Raw genomic sequence first — 22,171 nt, forward strand, 5'->3', positions numbered from 1 at the left:
AATACAGCCAACAAATAATAATATATTTGCAAACCAGATAATTTAAACCCAACAAATTATTTAGGTTCAAAAAAAAATTAATCATATATGAAACTATTAGAAGGAAAAGTAGCACTAATTACCGGAGCTACAAGAGGAATCGGGAAGGGAATTGCTGAAATTTTCGCTCAACAGGGAGCAAAAGTAGCATTTACCTATGCCGGATCTGTAGAAAAAGCGAAAGAATTGGAAACTGCTTTAAGTTCTGTAACTCACATTAAAGGATATCAGTCTGATGCATCAGATTACGATGCTGCTCAGAAATTAGTAGATGATGTGATGGCTGAGTTTGGTAAAATTGATATTTTGGTCAACAATGCAGGAATCACCAAAGACAATTTGTTGATGAGAATGTCTAAAGATGATTGGGATACAATTATCAAAGTAAATTTAGATTCTGTATTCAACCTTACAAAAGCAGTAATAAAGCCGATGATGAAGGCGAAATCAGGGTCTATCATCAATATGACTTCTGTAGTTGGAGTAAAAGGAAACGCAGGACAAGCCAATTATGCAGCTTCAAAAGCCGGAGTAATTGGTTTTACAAAATCTATTGCATTAGAATTAGGCTCAAGAAACATTCGTTGCAACGCAATTGCGCCAGGATTTATTGAAACGGAAATGACAGCAGCTTTAGACGAAAAAACAGTACAAGGATGGAGAGAGGGTATTCCTTTGAAGAGAGGAGGGCAGCCAGAAGATGTTGCCAATGCGTGCGTTTTCTTCGGTAGTGAAATGTCATCTTATATTTCTGGACAAGTTTTGAACGTGGACGGAGGAATGCTTACTTAAGATAAATATAAAAAATTTAAAATATAATCCCTCTCATCAATTGGATGAAAGGGATTTTTTTAGTCATTAAAAATCTGATTTTCCTGCTCCTGAACTCTTATAAAAGTAGTTCTTTTTGATAATTCTTTCAAAGTGGAAGCACCTACATAAGTGCAGGTTGAGCGTACACCACCCAAAATATCTTTTACTGTTTCTGAGACCGAGCCTTTGTAAGAAACCTTTACCGTTTTGCCTTCAGAAGCTCTGTATTCTGCCACGCCTCCAGAGTGTTTGTCCATTGCCGTTTTAGAACTCATACCGTAGAAAAATTTATATTTTTTACCGCTTTCTTCTACCATTTCTCCACCGCTTTCATCGTGTCCGGCAAACATTCCGCCGAGCATCACAAAATCTGCTCCGCCACCAAAAGCTTTGGCAACATCCCCAGGAACTTTACAGCCGCCATCAGCAATGATATGACCTTTTAATCCATGAGCAGCATCAGAGCATTCTATAATTGCGGAAAGCTGAGGATAGCCTACACCGGTTTTCACTCTCGTAGTACAAACCGAACCAGGACCAATGCCTACTTTAATGATATCTGCACCTACTAAAAGCAGTTCTTCTACCATTTCACCAGTTACCACATTTCCTGCAATAATGATTTTGTCTGGGAAATTTTCTCTTGCTTTTTTTACAAATTGAACAAAATGTTCTGAATATCCATTGGCAACGTCTATGCACAAAAAGTCAATCTGAGGATGTTTGTGTAGGATTTTTTTAATCTTTTCTTCGTCAGCTTTTCCTGTTCCGGTACTCAAAGCGATATATTGATGGATTTCTTGAGGTTGAGAGTCTAAAAAATTAGTCCACTCTTCAACAGAATAATGTTTGTGAATAGCGGTAATTATTTTATCTTTTGCCAACTCAATCGCCATTTCAAAAGTTCCTACCGTATCCATATTGGCGGCAATAATGGGGGTACCCTTCCATTTTTTTTGAGTGTGCCTAAAGGTAAACTCTCTTTCAAGATTTACCTCAGAACGAGATTTTAAAGTGGAACGTTTTGGTCTGAACATTACATCTTTGAATCCCAATTTTATATCATATTCTATTCGCATATTTCAAAAAATTAATTTAAATAAAATTACGGAAAAGATTCATAAAAAAGGATGTAGAAGTCATTTTTTACCAATAAATCTCCCGCAGATTTTCAAAGATTCTATGCTATCATCTCAGAAAATCTACGGGAGAAGATTATTATTTTTTTTGATACTTAATCAAACTTCATTACCGAATTTAGTGTGTTCATATATTCATAAGCTGTCATATCAAATTTCACAGGTACAATTGAGATGTATCCTTTTGCTAAAGCGGTTTCGTCAGCATCTTCAGATTCATCCATATTATTGAAATTACCTGTCAACCAATAGTATTTTTTGCCGTGCGGGTTGATTCTTTCATCAAAACTTTCTTCCCATTTTGCATTGGCCTGCTTACATATTTTAACGCCTTTAATTTCTTCTTTTTTTAATTTCGGGATATTCACATTCAAAACAACGCCTTTAGGCATAGGATTTTCTAAGGTTTTCCTTACAATTCCCTGAATATATTCTTTGGCTTGTGTAAAATCTGCTTCCCAACTGAAATCTAAAAGTGAAAACCCAATAGATGGTAAACCTTCCACACCGGCTTCTACTGCTGCAGACATCGTTCCGGAATAGATCACATTGATTGAAGAATTTGACCCGTGATTAATGCCAGAAACCACAATGTCTGGCCTTCTTGGCAAAATTTTATCTAAAGCCATTTTTACACAATCTACTGGTGTTCCGCTACACGAAAAATCTTTTTGAGGTCCATCAAGATGCAATTCTTCAAAGCTTAATGTAGAATTAATGGTTATTGCATGACCTTTTCCACTTTGTGGGGAATTGGGTGCTACCACGATAACATCACCAATTTCATTCATAAATTCTATTAGATTTCTTACACCGGGAGCGGTAATTCCGTCGTCATTGGTTACCAGAATCAAGGGTTTTTTCATATTTTATATTTAATTTAGACAAAGATAAGAATTAAGGATTGCTCTTTTGAAAGGCTCAATTTAATTAATAGTGTACAAAATTGATGCAGAAAATCAAAGTCTTAAATTTTACAGGATTTAATTATTAAAAAAACCTGAAAACAGAATGATATTTCTAAATAAGGTATTAAATTTGATAGTTTGTAACAGCTATTAAATTTTATAGACTAATCAGCAAACAATTTTAAAAAAAAATAATATTATACATTAAAAATTTATGTGGAAAAATTTTAAACTGAATAAATTTTTACTCCTCATTCCATTAACAAGCTTAATGTTTTGTTTCAATTCACCTAAAAATGATGATGAAAAAATGCAGACGATAATGGTGAGTGTAAAAAACACACTTTCATATCTTCATTATAGCCCTAAACCCATTAACGATGCCTATTCTAAAGATGTTTACAAACATTATTTTGAAATGGTAGATCCGGGGAAAAGATATTTTGTACAATCTGACATGGCAGAATTTGCAAAACACGAAACGAAACTAGATGATTATCTTAATCAGGGAGATTTAGTTTTTTATAAATTGACAATCGACAGACTTTATCAAAGAGTAGATGAAATTGATAAGATTACACAAGACATCTTTAGCAAACCAATCAACCTTGAAGAAGATGAAACCTTGGTTTTAGAATCAAAAAATAAAAAAATTCCTGCCAATAAGCAAGAACAATACAACGAATGGAGAAAGTACATCAAATACAACATTCTTCAAGAAGTTGAATCTATGAATAGCAAGTATGATGCGCAGAAAGAAAAGAAAGATTCTGTACAAAAATACAAGTTGAAAGATACTATTAAAATTGAAATTCTTACGCCTCAGCAAAAAATTAAAAAAGCTACAGACGAGGTAAAAGATTTGGTAAAAGAGACTTTTACAAGATTCAAAAAAAGAAAGAAAATGGATTGGTTTTCTGTCTATATGAATTCTTATACAGAAGTTTTTGATCCGCATACAAACTACTATTCTCCAAAAGATAAAGAAGATTTTGACACTCAATTCACAGGAAAAGTAATAGGAATAGGAGCTATCATTCAAGAGAAAAAAGGGAATCTTTATTTGGGAGCATTAACGATAGGCGCTCCAGCCTGGAAATCAAAACAACTTTCTGAAGGCGATAAAATTCTGAAGGTGAGATCTAAGCCGAAAGAAGATCACGTAAACGTTGTAGGAATGCTTTCTGACGAAGCTGTACGTTTAATTAGAGGAGAAAAAGGTACGCCTGTAACTTTAACTGTTCAGAAAAAAGACGGGACGGTAAAAGAAGTAACGATGATTCGTGAGGAAGTAGCTATTGAAGATACTTTTGCCAAAAGTATCATCGTAAACTCTCCAAACGGGAAAAAATACGGATTTATTAATCTGCCAAGTTTTAACGCAGATTTCGAAAATGAAAAAGGAAGAAATGCTTCTGATGATATTAAAAATGAAATCATCAAATTAAAAGCTCAAAACATCGAAGGAATCGTTTTAGACCTTAGAAACAATGGTGGAGGTTCATTAACGGAAGTGGGAGACATTATGGGGCTTTTTATGAACGCAGGGCCTTATGTACAAGTGAAAGACTCTAACGGGAAAATTCAGACGCTTAAAAACAAACAAGAAGCTCCAATCTGGACAGGTTCAGTTGTTATAATGCAAAACGAACTTTCGGCTTCTGCTTCTGAGATTTTAGCTGGAGCAATGCAGGATTACGGTAGAGCTATAGTTGTTGGTTCACCTCAGTCTTTCGGAAAAGGAACTGTGCAAACTTTTGTTGATTTAAATAGATTTTTAAATACAGAAGATGATTTTGGTTCTTTGAAACTAACCATACAGAAGTTCTATAGAATTACAGGAGAATCTAACCAGAGAAAAGGAATTGTTTCTGACGTCCAAATGAAAGATTTCTTCAGCTATTCTGAAATAGGAGAGCGATATGATGATTTTGCTTTAGCTTGGGATAAAATTCCGGCTACTAAATATGAAAAATTAAGCTATTTTGATGTGAAAGCTCTGGAAGCGGCAAGCAATGCAAGAATGGCGAAAAACTCAAACTATCAATTGCTCATGGAATCTGCACAATGGAGAGAGAAATTAGACAAAGAAGAGACGATTACTTTGAATATGAATAAATTCAACGATTTGATGAAGCAAAGAAAAGCACAAATTGAAAAGTTCAAAGTATTGACGAAGTTTGATAACGGTTTGAAATTTACAATGTATCCGGCCGAAATAGAAAGGGAGAAAAAAGATGAAGCCTTCAAAAAGAAGTCTGAAATCTGGGTTAAAAATCTCCGCAAAGATACTTACCTCCAAGAAGCAATGAATATTATTGCAGATATGAGTAAGAAATAAATTGAAAGCCAGCGAATTAGCTGGCTTTTTTCTTTGTTTCTTAGTTTGGAAAATTGTCTTTTCTAAACCTTAGTATCAGGTTTTTCAAAAACTCCTGATTCTGAAAAGTATCCCCGTGGTATTCTTAATATCCTCCGATTTGGATTACTAATTATATCTAAATTAGTTTCTTCATCATCTTTAGAATAACAAACTGGATAAATTTCAGCAATTCCTTTTTCCTCTTAAAGAAAAGTATGCACCGCAAATAAATGGAATGTTCGAGTTGCTAGTATTCAGCCATACATCAATGTTAATAAAAAGCCACTACAAAATGCAGTGGCTTTCACAATATTTAAAATTAAATTTTAATCATTCTGCTGATTGCTCAAAAAAGCATCCCAACCCTGCGCTGTTAAAGCTACCAATTGGTTTGATCCTCTTGCTACCATGAAGTTTCCTTCCTCTTTTTCTACGGCATGACCGATAATCGTAAAATCAGGATGGTTTTTCATTTTATCAAAATCATTAGGAGAAATAGTGAATAATAACTCATAATCCTCACCACCGCTTAATGCTGTCATCACGGGATTTAAATTAAATTCATCTGCTGTTGTGATTGTAAGATTATCCATCGGAACTTTCTCTTCGTACAATCTGAAACCAACTTTAGACTGGTCAGATAAATGTAAAATTTCAGAGGCTAAACCATCAGAAACATCAATCATAGAAGTTGGTTTAATGTCTAACTGCTCCAAAGTTGCTTTTACATCGGTTCTTGCCTCAGGCTTCAGTTGTCTTTCCAAGATATAATCAAAACCTTCCATTTCTGGCTGCATGTTTGGATCAGCAAGGAAAACCGAATGCTCTCTTTCCAAAATTTGAAGTCCCATGTAAGCACCTCCCAAATCTCCTGTTACCACCAAAAGATCATTAGGCTTTGCACCACTTCTTTTAACGATATTTTCTTCATTTTCAATTCCTACAGCAGTAATACTCATAATTAATCCTGCGTTGGAACTCGTTGTATCTCCGCCAATTAAGTCAACTTTGTATCTCGTACAAGCTGCCTGGATTCCAGAATATAATTCTTCTAATGCTTCTACAGGGAAACGGTTAGAAACCGCCAGTGAAACCAAAATCTGGGTTGGCGTTGCGTTCATTGCTGCAATATCGCTCAGATTCACAACAACAGCTTTATATCCCAAATGTTTCAAAGGAACATATCCAAGATTAAAATGCACACCTTCCGCCAGAACATCGGTCGTTAAAACAACTTTTTTATCCCCAGGATTTATTACGGCTGCATCATCACCAACACCAAGTATCGTGGAGTCATTTGCTACAGGAAAATGCTCTGTTAAATGTTTTATCAACCCAAATTCTCCTAGTTTGGAAATGGGCGTTAATTCTGGTTCTTTATCTTCAAACATATCTTTTTATATAATTGATTGTCGATTACGGATAAATGATTTTGAAAACGTTCTAGAGTATCAATCATCATTTACCAATCATCATTTATTTATTAAAAATTGCGGGGTCAATATTCTCCGGACGGAAAGGTAATTTTTTAAAATCATCTCTCGTCATCAATACCGTTTCTGGTGTTTTGTATTTGTTCATCGCTTCCATCACGTCATCTGGTGGCGTGGTCATTTTTCTCAGCATGGTATCAATCCAAACTCCAGTAGCTTCAGAAGTAGCACAGTGAGAGCCATCGGGAAGATAAAATTTGTGTATAAAACGATAAATTGCCGCATCTTCTGCGCAACCGTCGATTTCTAAGCTTACAATCACTTTTTGGTCGGCAAATATTTCCTTAAAAAAGGAAAATCTTTCGTGCATAATCACAGGGCCAATTCCCCAACGGCTCATTTGGGTAACACCCATTTTTTCCTTTTTCATAAAAGCCATTCTTGTTTGTGCGCAATATTGTACGTAAGAAGAATTGGCAAGATGTTTATTTGCGTCCAGATCGCTCCAGCGAACTTCAAAAGTATGATAGAAAGTCATTTAAATTTATTTTTAACCACAAAAGGCTCCCACATTAAATAATGTACAAAAAGTTCAAAATTTATTTTCTTAAAAGAGAAAAAGAGAAGTGCTTGTGCGGTTGATTGATTGGCGCAAAATTACTTAAATAAGATGGTTTATAAAAATTGTAGTTTTGTAAAATAATATGTTGCATAAAAATTTTAAAGACGAAAATTTTTGTGTTTTTATGCTTAATCAAAAATTATGAAGCAAATAATCATTATTGGAGGAGGTGCAGCAGGGTTTTTCTGTGCAGCAAATCTTGACGAGAACAAATATAAAATTACAATTCTTGAGCAGAATTCGGACGTACTTCAGAAAGTGAAAATTTCTGGAGGCGGAAGGTGTAATGTAAGCCATGCGTGTTTTGATCCAAAAGAATTGGTTCAGTTTTATCCCCGCGGAAACAAAGAACTATTGAGTGTTTTTACAAAATTTCAGCCTGGCGATACGATGGATTGGTTTGAGAAAAGAAATGTTCTTTTAAAAATTGAAAATGACAACAGAGTTTTCCCCGAAAGCAATTCTTCTCAGACGGTTATCAAAACATTTTTAAATGAAATTCAAAAGAAAAATGTAGAAGTAAAAACAAAATGTTCGGTTAAAGAAATCCAGAAGATCAACGAAAAATATATTGTAAATACCAGTTTAGGAGCTTTTGAAGCTGATTTTCTCATTTATTCTACAGGCAGTTCGCCAAAATCGCTGAAAATAATTGAAAATTTAGGGCATAAAATTATTGATCTTGTTCCGTCATTGTTTACATTTAATATCAAAGACGATTTGTTAAAAGATTTGGCAGGAACAAGTTTTGAAATGGCAGAAACATCGATACCAAAGCTGAAAACCGAAGAAAGCGGTCCGCTTCTGATTACACATTGGGGATTATCGGGACCGGCAATTTTGAAGATTTCTGCCTGGGAAGCGATTAATTTGGCGAATGTGAAATATAATTTCGAAATTGAAGTCAATTTTATTTCAAAAGATATGGATGATGCGGAAGAATTATTTCAAAACTTCAAACAATCCAATCCTAAAAAAACGGTTGGATCTTCGAAAATTTTTGATGTCACGAATCGTTTCTGGCAAAGAATCTTGGAGGTTTCAAAAGTGGATTTAAATAAACAAATTGCCAATATTTCCGGAAAAGAAATGCAAACCATTATTGAAAATTTATGCAAAAAGAAATTTCAGGTAACCGGAAAATCAACTTTTAAAGATGAGTTTGTAACCGCTGGAGGCGTTGATTTAAAGGAGATTAACTTCAAAAATATGTCTTCAAAAATTTTGCCGAATTTCTATATCGCCGGAGAAGTTTTAAATATTGATGCCGTGACCGGAGGATTTAATTTTCAGGCATGCTGGAGTGAGGCGTGGCTGATTTCGCAGGATTTAAATAATTTATAATTTAATTGTAATGAAAAAAATATTTATCTTTTCTATACTTCTTTTTTCAATAAAATCGTTTTCACAGCAAGTTATTCCCATGATGTCTAATGAAGTGAAAAGAGGTGATACTATTTATGAATCTGTAGATAAGCAACCAGAGTATCCCGGAGGAATTAATGTATTCAGGAAAAAGTTTTCTGAAGGTATTAAATCAAATAAAATCATTGGAAAAGGTTTTCTGAGTGCTGAAGCGCAATTTGTTATTGGTAAAGACGGTTTTATTACAGATATCAGAGTGAAAGGAGAGAACTATTCTTTGAATGAGGAAATAAGAAGTGCGCTAAATAGAGTAGCAAAAACAAAATGGAGCCCGGGGGAGATTAACGGGAGCCCAGTAAGATATAAATTCAGACTTCCGGTAAAAATGAATATTCAGTAGTGGTGAATGAAAATGATTGAATAAAACATATATCCCACAATTACTTTAAATCATCGAACAGACTATTATTAAATAGTTGTAGTACAATTTGTACTATTTGTTTTTTTAATATGTTTTCGCTCAAAAAAATAATCCCAATCTTAACAAAAATCCTTTTAATTATAGGATTTGAGTATTTCTTTTGCCTGATGTTGAAAATCACTTTAGAATATGTTCCACTTAAAACAGATGTCAGTTTTTTAATGATCAAACAGACGGAAGTGGTTGAAAGACCAGAATATCTTTGGTTTTTCTACACCCATGTTTACACCAGTATTTTTGTTTTACTGACAGGATTTTTAGCAATTCTCAGGAAGAATTTCGGGTGGGAAAATTTTCACAGAAATACTGGGAAAATTTATATTTTTCTGATTCTCTTCTTTGCCGCACCCTCCGGAATTTACATGGGGATTTTTGCCAATGGCGGGTTTTTATCCAAACTTTCTTTCGTTATTTTAGGATGTATTTGGTGGTTTTCTACTTTCAAAGCGTATCAGCTAGCCCAACAGAAAAAATTCAAAGAACACAAGCAATGGATGTGGCGGAGTTTTGCCCTCACAATTTCTGCGCTTACCTTGAGAATCTGGAAAGTAATTATTGTATATTTATTTCACCCAAACCCTATGGATGTTTATCAAATTATTGCATGGCTCGGTTGGGTTCCAAATCTTATTTTTATTGAATATTTAATCAGAAAAAAACATTTATGAAAACTTTAAAATTATTCGTTATTGCTATCTCAGTAGGCGCTTTAGTGGGTTGTAAAAAAGGAAAGGATACTACAGTAAAGTCTGATACAAAAAGTGTAACAAAAAAAGATTCTGTTGTGGCTCCAGAGATTCATAAAGAGTTTTATGGAATTTACAATGGTGACTTTTATAGTGAAAACCCGAAAGATTGGGACAATCCCAATTACAGCGGACAAAAAATTTCTTTGAAAATAAACCGTATTACAAAAGATTCTGTCTACGGACAAAGCATTGTGAGTGGAAATCAAAGACCTTTTCGAGGCGTTTTTAATGAGGCAACGAATACATTTGTGCTAGACGAACCAGGGAACAACAAGTCAGATGGCAGATTTGAAATAATCCTAAATAAAGATTCTATTTCTGGAAACTGGGCCGCCTACAAAAAAACTGCAGTGAATGCTCCCGTGAAAAAACTTAAACTGATTAAAAAGAATTTCGTCTATAACCCGAATTTTATGCTCAACGAGAATTCTGAGCTCATAGACTGGGAAAATCCGAAAGATTTTGTGGAAAAATATACCGACGAAGAAACGGGGAAAACAGAATCCTACACTACTTCTAAAAATAGGATTGCTTCTGATGAAGTATTCAAAATCAATGCTTCGAAGCAGAAATTAACAGAAAAAGATCTTAAAAATTTAAGAAAACTGGATATGGAAATTATTAAAAATTCAGTTTTTGCAAGACATGGTTATTCATTTAAAAAACCAACTTACAGATACTTTTTTGAGCAGACAGATTGGTATATTCCCGTGTCTAATAATGTTGATAATGAGCTTACTAAGATAGAAAAAGAAAATATTGTTCTTCTCAATCGCTTCATTCAATATGCAGAAGACAAATACGATCAGTTTGGGAGATGATTTTATGAATTGTAAGAAAGTGAAATGAAATTATTCTGGCTGATTCATTTTTACCCAAATAAAAAGCAATACACATCCAAAGGCATAACACAAAATGTCAATCCATGAGAATGAATTTCCTATAACGATATACATAAAGCTTCCTTTTTGAAAGCCTAATCTTTCTGCAATATTGAAATATTGAGCCAATTCAATTAAACAAGAAAAAATGAAAATTCCTAAAATTAGTTTTTGGTTATTCATTTTAACAAAACTTTTTACGAAAGAATAGAGGAGCATAACAACAATAACATCGCCTAGATAGGCTCTTACAAAAAAATTATGTTGCAATACTGTTGCAATAACTACTTCTGTTAGAAATAGCAAAACAGTAATTATGAGATAGATTAAGCTAAATTTTATTTTCATTTTATGTTTATTTTACTACAAACATAAATTATTTATTAAAAAAAAAGAATTTTTATTGATAATGATTTGGTTAAAATTATAATTAGGCACTTTTTTTGTAAGAAAGCCATATTCTTAATTATTTTAATTTTACACAAAAGTTTTTGAATGAAAAAATTATTGATGATGGTAATGTTGGCTTCTGTTCCCGCGTTTATAGCTGCACAGACCAAGCCAAAAACCGATGCAGAAGCAAAGCCACAAGGTCCAAAATCTGTTGAAGAACTTCCAGATTATGCAGAGCTCAAAAAAAAGCTGGATTTGAAGGATGTAGTTACCGTAGCTGAAGAAGAGCCAGAATATCCAGGCGGAAAGAAAGCTTATTTATACAAAGTCTCAGAAAACATGCCGATTATTGATATAAAAAATAAGGATCAGTTTAGCACCACGATTTACGTGATTGTAGAAAAAGATGGCTACGTAAGGAAATATGCCGCAATCAGCAAAAATAAAAAACACGCCGCGGCTGGTGAAGAAGCAGTAAAAAAAGTTTTTGAAAGATGGAAGCCTGCCAAAATTGGAGGCAAACCTGTGAGATATATCTTCTATATTCCCATCGGTTTAAAAAAATGGTAATTTGGTAAAAAATAAAGGCGGCATCATATTTTTGATGCCGTTTTAAATTTATACTTTTGGAAAAAATCAAAAAATGAAGAATATTTTTGCTATTTTATTTTCAATCTGCAGTCAGGCTTTTTTTGCTCAGCATGAAGTTTCGCCACCACCGCCGCCAAATGTTGCAACTAAAGACGATATGCTTCCTGCAAGTATCACCAAAGTCTATGATTCCCCGCATGAAGTGGCTCAATATCCTTTCGGACTCAATACTTTCAGGAAAAAGTTTGCCAATGCGATAGTTGTAGATTCTTTTAAAAAAGAAAGAGAAAATACCCTGAAAACAATAATTAGCTTTATAGTTGAAAGAGATGGTACAGTTACAGACGTGCAGGCAAAAGGAACAAATGCGAATTTCGACGCTGAGGTTAAAAGGGCAGTAAGAAGCGTAAAAGACAAGTGGAAACCCGCCAAATACAAAGGTGAAACGGTAAGAAGCAGATATAGAATTCCTTTGACAATGAATCTTGAATAGTCTTTTATTTCTTCAATTCAAAAACCCTCAAACCATTCAACTCCAACTATTTCCCAATCATCTTTTTAATAGAATTCAGCTTCATCAAAGCTTCAATCGGTGTCAACGTATTGATGTCTATTTTCGTCAATTCTTCTCTGATATTTTCCAAAACTGGGTCATCTAATTGGAAGAAAGAAAGCTGCATATTTTCATCAGTTACTCTTTTAATGCTTTCAGATGAGCCGCTTTGAGAACGACTGGCTTCCAAGGTTTTCAGAATTTCATTCGCTCTGTTAACTACTTTTGCGGGCATTCCCGCCAATTTCGCCACATGAATACCAAAACTATGTTCGCTTCCGCCCGGAATTAATTTTCTTAAAAAGATAATATTTCCTTTATTTTCTTGGATAGAAACATGGAAATTTCTTACCCGATCAAAATTCACGGTCATTTCATTCAACTCGTGATAATGCGTTGCAAATAACGTCTTTGCCTGCGTAGGATGCTGATGAAGATATTCTGCAATAGCCCAAGCAATAGAAACCCCGTCATAAGTGGATGTTCCACGACCGATTTCGTCTAAAAGAATCAAACTTCGGTCTGAAATATTATTTAAAATGTAAGCCGCCTCATTCATTTCCACCATAAAAGTAGATTCTCCGGCAGAAATATTATCACTTGCTCCAACTCTTGTAAAAATTTTATCTAAAACTCCGATTTCAGCGTGCTTTGCAGGAACAAAACTCCCGATTTGAGCCATGAGACAAACAATTGCCGTCTGACGAAGGATTGCAGATTTACCCGCCATGTTGGGGCCGGTAACCATAATGATCTGCTGAGAATCTTTATCTAAAAAGATGTCATTCGGGATGTATTTTTCACCTAAAGGAAGAGCGTTTTCAATAATTGGATGTCTGGCTTCCTTTAAATCAATTTTAAAACCGTCATTCAAAACAGGTTTGGTGTAACTTTCAGAAACTGCCAGCTCAGAAAGACCCACCGCCACATCAAGCTGCGCAATAATATTTGAATTTCCCTGAATCCTGTCCATATAAATCATCGTATCCGAACAAACTTTTCGGTACAATTGATTTTCCAAAACACTGATTTTTTCTTCAGCGCCCAGAATCTGGCTTTCGTATTCTTTCAGTTCTTCTGTGATGTATCTTTCTGCGTTGACGAGCGTTTGCTTTCTTATCCAATCGCTAGGAACTTTATCTTTATGCGTATTTCTTACTTCGATAAAATATCCGAAAACGTTATTAAAATCAATTTTCAGACTGGTAATTCCGGTGCGTTCTACTTCACGCTGACACATCTCATCCAGAAAACCACGACCTTTGTTTTGTAACCCTCTCAAATGATCGAGTTCTTCAGAAATATTTTGTTTGATGACATTTCCTTTTGCCAAATTAACCGGAAGCTCTTCATTCAAATGATTTTCAAGTAACATAATCAATTCATCTAAAGAATTTAACGGTTCCAGCCAAGCTAAAACATCTGCATGAGGATGAAGCAATCCTTTAATTTTATGAATATTAATCAAACTTTGGCGTAGATAACCCAATTCTTTAGGCGAAATTTTTTCTGCCGCCAGTTTCCCCATCAATCGGTCTAAATCTGAAATCGCTCTTAGTAATTGCGAAATTTCATATTTAAGCTGATCATTTTCGTTTAAAAAGTCAATTAATGAAAGTCTTCTTCCTATTTCCTCAGCAGATTTTAAAGGCAGAATAATTCTTCTTCTCAATAATCTTCCGCCCATTGGAGTAGACGTTTTATCAATAATATCCAGCAAAGATTTTCCTTTCGGATGACTTGGATAAACAATTTCGAGATTTCTCAGCGTAAAATGATCCATCATCAGATAATCTTCTTGTGGAATAATCTGAATTTTGGTAATATGCGCCAATAATTTGTGATGCGTATCTTCAACCAAATAAGCGAAAATAGCTCCCGCAGCAGTGATTGCTAAAGGAAGGTTTTCAACCCCAAAACCTTTTAATGAATTGGTTCTGAATTGATTCGTTAGTTTTTCATAGGCAAAATTATATTGATACGCCCAGTCTTCTAGTTTAAAAACATTCCTGTTTTTCAGTTGATCCGGAATTTGTACGCTTCGCTGGTAAATAATTTCGCTGGGATCAAACGTGTTGATGATGTGTAGAATTTTATCTAAATTCCCTTCACTTACCAAAAATTCTCCCGTAGATACATCCACCATCGCAATTCCGTATTTTTCTTTTTCTTTATGAAGAGAAAGCAGGAAATTGTTCTTTTTGGAAGTCAAAACCTGATCGTTGAACGTTACTCCAGGAGTCACCAATTCTGTTACCCCGCGTTTTACAATTCCTTTAACGGTTTTCGGATCTTCCAGCTGATCGCAAATCGCCACACGAATTCCTGCTCTGACCAATTTCGGCAAATAAGAATCTACCGAATGATGCGGAAATCCTGCCAGTTCGATATGACCATCTCCGTTGGCTCTTTTCGTTAAAACAATGCCCAAAATCTGAGAAGTTCTCACGGCATCCTGACCAAAAGTTTCGTAGAAATCTCCCACTCTGAAAAGCAAAAGCGCATCAGGATATTTAGCCTTGATGGTATTGTACTGTGTCATTAAAGGGGTTTCTTTCTTCGTCGCCTTTGCCATTGAAATAGGTATTAAAATTGGGTTGGTAAAAATAGGGAATAAATAAGGAATTAAGAACTTTTCAAAGAATTCTGTTTTGTCAGTTTTTAAAGGGGTTTGAATTTGATTTTTCAAAAAAAAGCGAAGGTATAGAGTGATGTTTTAGCAAAATCACAATCAAATAAATTTGTAAAAATTAAAAATGAGTAGTCTTTTTGAAATTTATAAAAATTTATCTTTGCAAAACAGACATTCAGCATGAGAGTTTATAACACCAAAAATTTCCTGAAAATATTGGTCAGCTTACATAAAAGCGACACCATGAAAATCCTGTTTCCTACGATGATTTTGATGGCGATTTATTCTTACGGAATTCAGTATCTCGAAGTTGAGTATCTGCATTTGACGGAAAAATCAAAAGTCAGCAATGTAGGATTGATTCATTCATTATTAGGATTTGTTTTGTCATTGTTGTTGGTTTTCAGAACCAATACGGCATACGACAGATGGTGGGAAGGCAGAAAACTTTGGGGGAAACTAGTGAATGACACGAGAAATTTTGCAGTAAAAATCAATATCATTCTTGAAGACGACCGAAAATCTGCCGATCAGATTTCCAGATACCTTAAATATTTCCCGCATTTTTTAGCCAAACACCTTTCACAGGAATCTACAAGATTGGCTTTAGACGAAGATTATTCTGAAATTGAAAAATCACTTAAAAATCATGGCCCTACAGATTTGGTTGTTCTTTTGACCCACAAATTGTTTCAATTGAAAAAAGCAGGGAAAATTTCTGATCTCGAAATGCTATTTCTTGATACTCAGCTGACGGGTTTTCTGGATGTTTGTGGAGGTTGTGAAAGAATTAAAAACACACCAATTCCTTATTCTTACTCTTCATTTATCAAAAAATTCATCATCTTATATGTATTGGCTCTGCCGATCGCTTATGTTATCAATTTAGGATTATTTATGATTCCGCTCACAGTTTTTGTATATTACGTGTTGATGAGTTTGGAATTGATTGCTGAGGAAATAGAAGACCCTTTTAATAACGATGAAAACGATATTCCGATGGAAACGATTGCTCAAAATATAGAGAAAAATGTGCATCAGATTATGGGATTGAAAAAATAAAGAACAGATTTAAATCTGTTCGTGAAGAAGAATTCGTAAATTGTAATAAGAAATAAATAAATTATTTTGGTAAATAAATTAAAACTTGAAGAACTCAACAGAATAGATGTAGAAACTTTTAAAAAGGTTGAGAAGATTCCGTTGGTGGTTGTTTTAGACAATATCAGAAGCATGCACAATGTGGGTGCTACTTTTAGAACAGCAGATGCTTTTTTGGTTCAGAAAATTATTTTGTGTGGAATTACTCCGCAACCGCCACACCGTGAAATTCATAAAGCTGCATTAGGAGCAACAGAAAGTGTGGATTGGTCGTATGAAGAAGATATCAATGTCACCATTATTGATTTAAAAAGTAAGGGTTTTGAACTTGTAGGCATAGAGCAGACAACCAATAGTCAAATGATTACTGATTTCAAAATCGATAGTACTAAAAAGTATGCGGTGATTTTAGGCAATGAAGTAGAAGGAATCAGTGATGAAGCTTTGCAGAATATAGATTCTTTTATTGAAATTCCGCAACTCGGCACGAAGCATTCTCTAAACGTAAGTGTATGCGGGGGAATTGTGATGTGGGAGTTTGCAAAAGCTTTAGGATTTAAATAACCTTTAATTCTAAAATTAATTCTTGAAGTCTTTGCGGAATTTGCGCCAAAAAGAATGAAATTTTGTTTCGCAAATGCCCTAAAATAAAAAAAACTGCGTCTGTCAAAAGACAGTGCAGTTTGAAATAAATCTAATAAAAAGTAAAAATGAAAGGCGACAAAGATACTTCAAATTTCATTACGAACAAATTTTTATTTCATTTTTTTTGTTTTTGTGAAAAAAAACTGCAATAAAAAAGGAGGGTTTCGTTTTTAATTTTATAAATTAGCACAATGTTTATCAAGGACTATATCTCAAAGGATTTTCCGTGTTTTCATCTGACTGACTCTATCGAATCAGCTAGAGAAACCCTAGAAGCATTTGGATATACGCATATTTTCATCAAAAAATCACACCACTTTTACGGAGCCATCGCCAAAGACTTTCTTTATGAAGAAGAAGGAACTTTGAAAAATCTCGAACATCAGATCGAGCGATTCGCCATTTTAGAGGATAATAATATCATGGATAGCATTCGGTTGTTTTATACTTTCAACGCCAACGTGATTCCTGTAATTAATAAAAACGAAAAATATCTGGGATATATTTGTTGTGATGATGTTTTTCAAACCTTTTCAAAATACCCTCTTTTTTCGGAAACCGGTGCTACTCTCACGATAGAAACTCCGGCAAGAAAATATTCTATGACCGAGATTGCAAATATCGTTGAGAGCAATAATTCTAAATTCTATGGCGGATTTATAAGCTTCATGTCAGACGAATTTATTCACATCACCATTAAAATCAGCAACGAAAATTTAGCCTCAATTGATGCTACTTTCGACCGTTATGATTACAGAATAGTAGAAAAATATTATTCTGATGAAAAAACAGATCTTTTCAAAGACCGTTTAGGTTTTTTACAAAAATTTATCGAAATATAATATGAAGGCAGCCATATATTCTCAGAAAAAAGATCTTGATACTTTTTTATATTTAAGCAAATTTATTTCTGAATTAGAAAGCAGAGGTGTAAAATCTGTTTTGTTTGACGAAATGGCTGAAGCTCTTCAGTTTTCTAAAATTTTTGAGACTTTTAGCAACAAACAAGATCTTATAGACAGAGAAATTGATCTCTTCTTCACATTTGGCGGAGACGGAACGATTGTAAATTCATTAACTTTCATAGAAGATCTAGAAATTCCAGTTGTGGGTGTGAACACCGGAAGATTGGGATTTTTGGCGAGTTTTACCAAAGAAGAAGCCTTCAAAGAACTTGATTCTATTTTGAAAGGAGACGTAAAGACCAGTCGGAGATCTGTAATTGAAGTTATTTCACCAAAATCTGACGAATTTTTTCCGTATGCTTTAAATGATGTAACCATTTCAAGAAAAGAAACTACCTCAATGGTAACGGTAGATTCTTACATCAATAATGAGTTTCTAAACGTTTTCTGGGGCGATGGTGTGATTGTTTCTACACCTACAGGTTCTACAGCATACTCGTTAAGTTGTGGTGGACCAATCATTTCTCCAAATAACGAAAACTTTGTAATAACTCCAATTGCTCCACATAATTTGAATGTGCGTCCTCTGGTTGTGAATGATAAAGTAGAAATTAAATTTAAAGTAGAAAGCAGGGTTCCGCAATATTCTCTTTCTTTGGATTCAAGATTAATTCATATTGAGACCGATAAAGAAATTGTGATTAAAAAGGCAAGTTTTCAGCTATTATTAGTACAGCCGAATGATTTGAGTTTTTACGAAACCATCCGCCAGAAGCTACTTTGGGGGAGAGATAAAAGAAATTAGTAATTTCTTAAAATTGATTATCTTTACCAGAATTTTCAAAAAAACATCCTAATATAATAATAAGTAAACATGAGCAGAATTTTCCCGGCAGGAGTTGCCACAGGTCAGTTAGTTACAGATATTTTTCAGTATGCTAAAGAAAATAAATTTGCATTACCTGCAGTAAACGTAGTTGGATCTAGCAATGTAAACGCAGTAATGGAAACTGCAGCAAAACTAAATTCGCCTGTTATCATTCAGTTTTCTAATGGTGGAGCATCTTTCAACGCTGGAAAAGGATTGAGCAATGACGCACAGAAATCAGCTATTTTTGGTGGCATCGCTGGAGCAAAACACATTCATACCCTTGCAGAAGCATACGGAGCAACAGTAATTTTACATACCGATCATGCAGCAAAAAAATTACTACCTTGGATCGATGGTTTGATGGAGGCTAACGAAGAATTCTTCAAGCAAACCGGAAAATCGCTTTACTCTTCTCACATGCTAGATCTTTCTGAGGAGTCTTTGGAAGAAAATCTTGAAATCTCAGCAGAATATTTCGAAAGAATGGCAAAAATGCAGATGACTTTAGAAGTAGAAATCGGGGTAACTGGAGGAGAAGAAGATGGTGTAGACAATTCTGATGTAGACAATTCTAAATTATATACTCAGCCTGAAGATATCGCTTACACTTACGAAAAACTGAAAGCAGTTTCTGATAATTTTACCATTGCAGCAGCTTTCGGAAATGTACATGGTGTTTATAAGCCAGGAAACGTAGTTTTAACTCCAAAAATCCTTGATAATTCTCAGAAATTTGTTCAAGAGAAATTCGGAACTGCAGAGAAGCCAATTAATTTTGTATTCCACGGAGGTTCAGGTTCTTCTTTAGAAGAGATTAGAGAAGCGATTGATTATGGAGTAATTAAGATGAATATAGATACTGATCTTCAGTTTGCTTATACAGAAGGAATCAGAGATTATATGGTAAACAATGTAGAATATTTGAAAACTCAAATCGGAAATCCTGAAGGAGAAGAAAAACCAAACAAAAAATATTATGACCCAAGAGTTTGGATCAGAAAAGGGGAAGAAACTTTCGCTAAAAGATTGGTTCAGGCATTTGAAGATTTAAATAACGTAAATACGCTTAAATAAATTATAAATTTTGAATTATAGATTTTAAATTGTTTTTAATCTATAATTCAAAATCTAAAATCTAAAATTTCATAAATGGCATTCGACTGGTTTAAAAGAAAAGCACAAAATATTACCACTTCAACCGAGGAAAAAAAAGATGTTCCGAAAGGGCTTTGGCATCAAACTCCGTCTGGAAAAGTAGTAGAACACGAAGAATTAAAGAAAAATAATTATGTTTCTCCTGAAGACGGATTTCACGTAAGAATCGGTAGTGCCGAGTTTTTCAGCATTCTTTTTGACGAAGGAAAATTCACCGAGCTCAATGCAAATGTTGAAAGTATTGATATGCTCAACTTTAAAGATACAAAGTCTTACACAGACCGTCTGAAAGAAGTAAAAGCAAAAACAAAACTTACAGATTCTATCAGAAATGGAGTAGGTACCGTCAACGGAACTGAAATGGTGGTTTCTTGTATGGATTTTGCGTTTATCGGTGGTTCTTTGGGCTCTGTAATGGGCGAAAAAATAAGAAGAGCGATTGATTACTGTATAGAAAAAAGACTTCCGTACATGATTATTTGTCAGTCTGGTGGTGCAAGAATGCAGGAAGCAACATACTCTTTGATGCAATTGGCAAAAGTACAGTCAAAACTGGCTCAGCTTTCAGAAGCAGGACTTTTATACATCGCTTATCTTTGCGACCCTACTTTCGGTGGAATTACCGCATCTTTTGCAATGACTGCAGATATCATCATGGCTGAGCCAAAAGCATTGATCGGTTTTGCAGGACCAAGAGTGATTCGTGAAACCATCGGTAGAGATTTACCGGAAGGTTTCCAGACTTCAGAATTTCTTCAGGAAAAAGGCTTTGTAGATTTCATTGTGAAAAGAACTGAAATAAAAGAAACTGTTTCTAAAACGGTTAACTTGCTAGCAGCAAAAGCTTAAAATTTAAACTAAAATCATATAATCTCTCTCTATTTTCGGGAGAGATTTTTATTTGAATATTGGCAATAATTTATCTCTGTATTTTTAAAATTTATGGCTTCATTGCAAAACCAAAACCAATAAGCCAATTGCCAAAAGCTAAATTATGAGGACATTTAAAGTCGTTTTAAATACCATCACATCAATGAGTTTAAAGAAAATCTTTAGACTCTTATCTGCTGTTTTACCACACCCTTTTTTTTCTATTTTAAGTTTTTATGCAACAGTAAAAGCCTTTTCTATTGCGCAGAAACTTTATCCCAAAACGGCATCCAACAACGGCGAGGGAAATGCTTTCAGACATTCGCTTTGGTGTTGCCTGATTATGATGTATTGCAGCAAAATCTCTTCAACAGAAAAATCTCTAGATTTCTGCAAAAAAATAACAGATTTACACGAAGAATTATTCCCCAACGAGCCTTTGGAAACCAAAATGGATCTCCACAACAATAAAATAGGGATGGATTATTTCATGGAACTTCTTCCTGGAATTCACCGCCAGTTTTTTGAGAAAAATTTTTTTATTGAAGAATTAAAAAAGAAAACCGCCAACGCAAAAGTTTTGAAAAGTCTGGATGATGATTTTGCGGGGGAATTGGTTTATTTGGATGAGAAGTAATTGACAACATGACATCACCGACACTTAAACTAAAAACAGATAATAGATTAATTTTGTTATTTTTGATGAGATAACTATTTAATGTACATTCTATTTATCTATGCCTAAAAATAATTTACTTAAAGTTCAGGATATTGAAATATCTATTACTTGTATAAATGACACAGACTATATCTGCCTCACAGATATGGCGAAAGCTAAAGAAGATGATAGCAGGGCTGCTGATATAATAAAAAACTGGATTAGAAACAGAGGCACTATTGAATTTTTAGGAACTTGGGAATCAATTTATAACCCAGATTTTAAAGTGGTCGAATTTGACCACTTTAGAAAAGAGGCCGGTTTACCTACTTTCACAATGAGTGTAAATAATTGGGTTGAAAAGACAAATGCAATTGGTGTCTTTTCAAAGCAAGGCAAATATGGGGGAACTTATGCACATAAAGATATTGCATTTGAATTTGGCTCTGCCATAAGTCCTGTTTTTAAGCTTTACATCATTAGGGAATACCAGAGGCTAAAAGAAATTGAAAGTAATAAGTATGGATTAGAATGGGATATAAAAAGAGTATTAAGTAAGGCTAACTATCAAATCCATACAGATGCCATTAAAAATTACATCATTCCAACCTTAACGTATTCACAAAAGAAAGATTGGATCTATGCAGAGGAAGCTGATCTTTTAAATATTGTTCTTTTTGGATGTACAGCAAAGCAGTGGAAACAAGCTAATCCGCAAAAAGTTCTAAATGGTGAAAATATTCGAGATATGGCAAGTATTAATGATTTGACCATACTCTCAAACATCGAAAGCCTAAATTCAAGTTTAATTAAAAATAAGATTGACAAAAAGAATAGATTCAAAATTCTTCTTGAAACAGTAAAAGATCAAAGAAAATCTCTAGAATCAATTGATATTATAAAATCATTAAAAAAGATTTCGGACACTACATTCTTTGATGCTCAAAATAAATCAGTCACGGATAAAGATCAAAAAAGTAATTAAGCACTTTCAATTTTATTAAT

At 34.2% G+C, this 22,171-nt stretch carries 22 protein-coding genes; 16 read left to right on the top strand and 6 right to left on the bottom strand.

Going from position 1 to position 22,171, the window contains the following annotated elements; translation table 11 throughout:
- The first annotated feature begins 87 nt into the window (after positions 1-87).
- Positions 88-831: a 3-oxoacyl-[acyl-carrier-protein] reductase gene (gene fabG / locus BW939_RS00925; RefSeq protein ID WP_076448897.1), complete on the top strand. Its 744-nt coding sequence runs from the start codon at positions 88-90 to the stop codon at positions 829-831.
- Between the two features lie 59 nt (positions 832-890).
- On the opposite strand, the gene BW939_RS00930 is transcribed toward fabG, so the two are convergent.
- Both BW939_RS00930 and surE read right to left on the bottom strand, forming a co-directional pair.
- Positions 891-1,931, bottom strand: a complete 1,041-nt coding sequence (locus BW939_RS00930; RefSeq protein ID WP_076448899.1) for a GMP reductase — start codon at positions 1,929-1,931, stop codon at positions 891-893.
- 155 nt (positions 1,932-2,086) lie between these two features.
- The gene (gene surE / locus BW939_RS00935; RefSeq protein WP_076448901.1) at positions 2,087-2,857 is read right to left on the bottom strand and encodes a 5'/3'-nucleotidase SurE; all 771 of its coding nucleotides are present in this window, start codon (positions 2,855-2,857) and stop codon (positions 2,087-2,089) included.
- 256 nt (positions 2,858-3,113) lie between these two features.
- Here surE and BW939_RS00940 point away from each other — a divergent pair, with 256 nt between their 5' ends.
- Positions 3,114-5,240 carry a carboxy terminal-processing peptidase gene (locus BW939_RS00940; protein WP_076448905.1) on the top strand — a complete coding sequence of 709 codons (2,127 nt, stop codon included), beginning with the start codon at positions 3,114-3,116 and terminating at the stop codon, positions 5,238-5,240.
- 347 nt (positions 5,241-5,587) lie between these two features.
- Here BW939_RS00940 and thiL read toward each other — a convergent pair whose 3' ends face one another.
- Together thiL and BW939_RS00950 are read right to left on the bottom strand one after the other, a co-directional pair.
- Positions 5,588-6,652, bottom strand: coding sequence for a thiamine-phosphate kinase (gene thiL / locus BW939_RS00945; protein WP_076448907.1), 1,065 nt, complete (start codon positions 6,650-6,652; stop codon positions 5,588-5,590).
- A gap of 85 nt (positions 6,653-6,737) precedes the next feature.
- Positions 6,738-7,232 carry an acyl-CoA thioesterase gene (locus BW939_RS00950; protein ID WP_076448909.1) on the bottom strand — a complete coding sequence of 165 codons (495 nt, stop codon included), beginning with the start codon at positions 7,230-7,232 and terminating at the stop codon, positions 6,738-6,740.
- A gap of 225 nt (positions 7,233-7,457) precedes the next feature.
- On the opposite strand from BW939_RS00950, the gene BW939_RS00955 reads away from it, so the two are divergent.
- The 4 genes from BW939_RS00955 to BW939_RS00970 all read left to right on the top strand — a co-directional run bounded on the left by BW939_RS00955 (position 7,458) and on the right by BW939_RS00970 (position 10,732).
- Entirely contained in the window at positions 7,458-8,660 is a 1,203-nt protein-coding gene (locus BW939_RS00955) for a BaiN/RdsA family NAD(P)/FAD-dependent oxidoreductase (protein ID WP_076448911.1), read from the top strand.
- 10 nt (positions 8,661-8,670) lie between these two features.
- Positions 8,671-9,081, top strand: a complete 411-nt coding sequence (locus BW939_RS00960) for an energy transducer TonB (RefSeq protein WP_123891547.1) — start codon at positions 8,671-8,673, stop codon at positions 9,079-9,081.
- Between the two features lie 110 nt (positions 9,082-9,191).
- Positions 9,192-9,830, top strand: a complete 639-nt coding sequence (locus BW939_RS00965; protein ID WP_076448915.1) for a DUF2306 domain-containing protein — start codon at positions 9,192-9,194, stop codon at positions 9,828-9,830.
- The gene (locus BW939_RS00970; protein ID WP_076448917.1) at positions 9,827-10,732 is read left to right on the top strand and encodes a YARHG domain-containing protein; all 906 of its coding nucleotides are present in this window, start codon (positions 9,827-9,829) and stop codon (positions 10,730-10,732) included. The genes BW939_RS00965 and BW939_RS00970 overlap by 4 nt, the downstream gene beginning before the upstream one ends.
- A 30-nt stretch (positions 10,733-10,762) precedes the next feature.
- Here the strand turns inward: BW939_RS00970 and BW939_RS00975 are convergent, their stop codons facing one another.
- On the bottom strand, positions 10,763-11,140 hold the full coding sequence (locus BW939_RS00975; protein ID WP_076448919.1) for a ribosomal maturation YjgA family protein: 378 nt from the start codon (positions 11,138-11,140) through the stop codon (positions 10,763-10,765).
- Positions 11,141-11,287: 147 nt separating this feature from the next.
- Between BW939_RS00975 and BW939_RS00980 the strand changes: the two genes are divergently transcribed.
- Together BW939_RS00980 and BW939_RS00985 are read left to right on the top strand one after the other, a co-directional pair.
- A complete protein-coding gene (locus BW939_RS00980) occupies positions 11,288-11,755 on the top strand; it encodes an energy transducer TonB (protein WP_076448920.1) in 468 nt (155 codons plus the stop codon).
- A gap of 73 nt (positions 11,756-11,828) precedes the next feature.
- The gene (locus tag BW939_RS00985) at positions 11,829-12,269 is read left to right on the top strand and encodes an energy transducer TonB (RefSeq protein WP_076448922.1); all 441 of its coding nucleotides are present in this window, start codon (positions 11,829-11,831) and stop codon (positions 12,267-12,269) included.
- A gap of 46 nt (positions 12,270-12,315) precedes the next feature.
- On the opposite strand, the gene mutS is transcribed toward BW939_RS00985, so the two are convergent.
- On the bottom strand, positions 12,316-14,904 hold the full coding sequence (mutS, locus tag BW939_RS00990; protein ID WP_076450068.1) for a DNA mismatch repair protein MutS: 2,589 nt from the start codon (positions 14,902-14,904) through the stop codon (positions 12,316-12,318).
- Between the two features lie 237 nt (positions 14,905-15,141).
- Between mutS and BW939_RS00995 the strand changes: the two genes are divergently transcribed.
- The 8 genes from BW939_RS00995 to BW939_RS01030 all read left to right on the top strand — a co-directional run bounded on the left by BW939_RS00995 (position 15,142) and on the right by BW939_RS01030 (position 22,151).
- Complete coding sequence (locus tag BW939_RS00995) at positions 15,142-16,023, top strand: bestrophin family protein (RefSeq protein ID WP_076448924.1); 882 nt, start codon at positions 15,142-15,144, stop codon at positions 16,021-16,023.
- Positions 16,024-16,089: 66 nt separating this feature from the next.
- Positions 16,090-16,626 carry an RNA methyltransferase gene (locus BW939_RS01000; RefSeq protein ID WP_076448925.1) on the top strand — a complete coding sequence of 179 codons (537 nt, stop codon included), beginning with the start codon at positions 16,090-16,092 and terminating at the stop codon, positions 16,624-16,626.
- Between the two features lie 272 nt (positions 16,627-16,898).
- Positions 16,899-17,549 carry a CBS domain-containing protein gene (locus BW939_RS01005; protein ID WP_056083255.1) on the top strand — a complete coding sequence of 217 codons (651 nt, stop codon included), beginning with the start codon at positions 16,899-16,901 and terminating at the stop codon, positions 17,547-17,549.
- 1 nt (position 17,550) lies between these two features.
- Positions 17,551-18,417 carry an NAD kinase gene (locus BW939_RS01010; RefSeq protein ID WP_076448927.1) on the top strand — a complete coding sequence of 289 codons (867 nt, stop codon included), beginning with the start codon at positions 17,551-17,553 and terminating at the stop codon, positions 18,415-18,417.
- Positions 18,418-18,486: 69 nt separating this feature from the next.
- On the top strand, positions 18,487-19,557 hold the full coding sequence (fbaA, locus tag BW939_RS01015) for a class II fructose-bisphosphate aldolase (RefSeq protein ID WP_076448929.1): 1,071 nt from the start codon (positions 18,487-18,489) through the stop codon (positions 19,555-19,557).
- 75 nt (positions 19,558-19,632) lie between these two features.
- Positions 19,633-20,487 carry an acetyl-CoA carboxylase, carboxyltransferase subunit beta gene (gene accD / locus BW939_RS01020; RefSeq protein WP_076448931.1) on the top strand — a complete coding sequence of 285 codons (855 nt, stop codon included), beginning with the start codon at positions 19,633-19,635 and terminating at the stop codon, positions 20,485-20,487.
- A gap of 145 nt (positions 20,488-20,632) precedes the next feature.
- Positions 20,633-21,145, top strand: a complete 513-nt coding sequence (locus tag BW939_RS01025) for a DUF6973 domain-containing protein (protein WP_076448941.1) — start codon at positions 20,633-20,635, stop codon at positions 21,143-21,145.
- Between the two features lie 100 nt (positions 21,146-21,245).
- Positions 21,246-22,151: a KilA-N domain-containing protein gene (locus BW939_RS01030; RefSeq protein ID WP_076448943.1), complete on the top strand. Its 906-nt coding sequence runs from the start codon at positions 21,246-21,248 to the stop codon at positions 22,149-22,151.
- The last annotated feature ends 20 nt before the right edge of the window (positions 22,152-22,171 follow it).

Origin of the sequence: Chryseobacterium piscicola (genome assembly GCF_900156685.1) — a bacterium.
Taxonomy (GTDB): Bacteria; Bacteroidota; Bacteroidia; order Flavobacteriales; family Weeksellaceae; genus Chryseobacterium; species Chryseobacterium piscicola.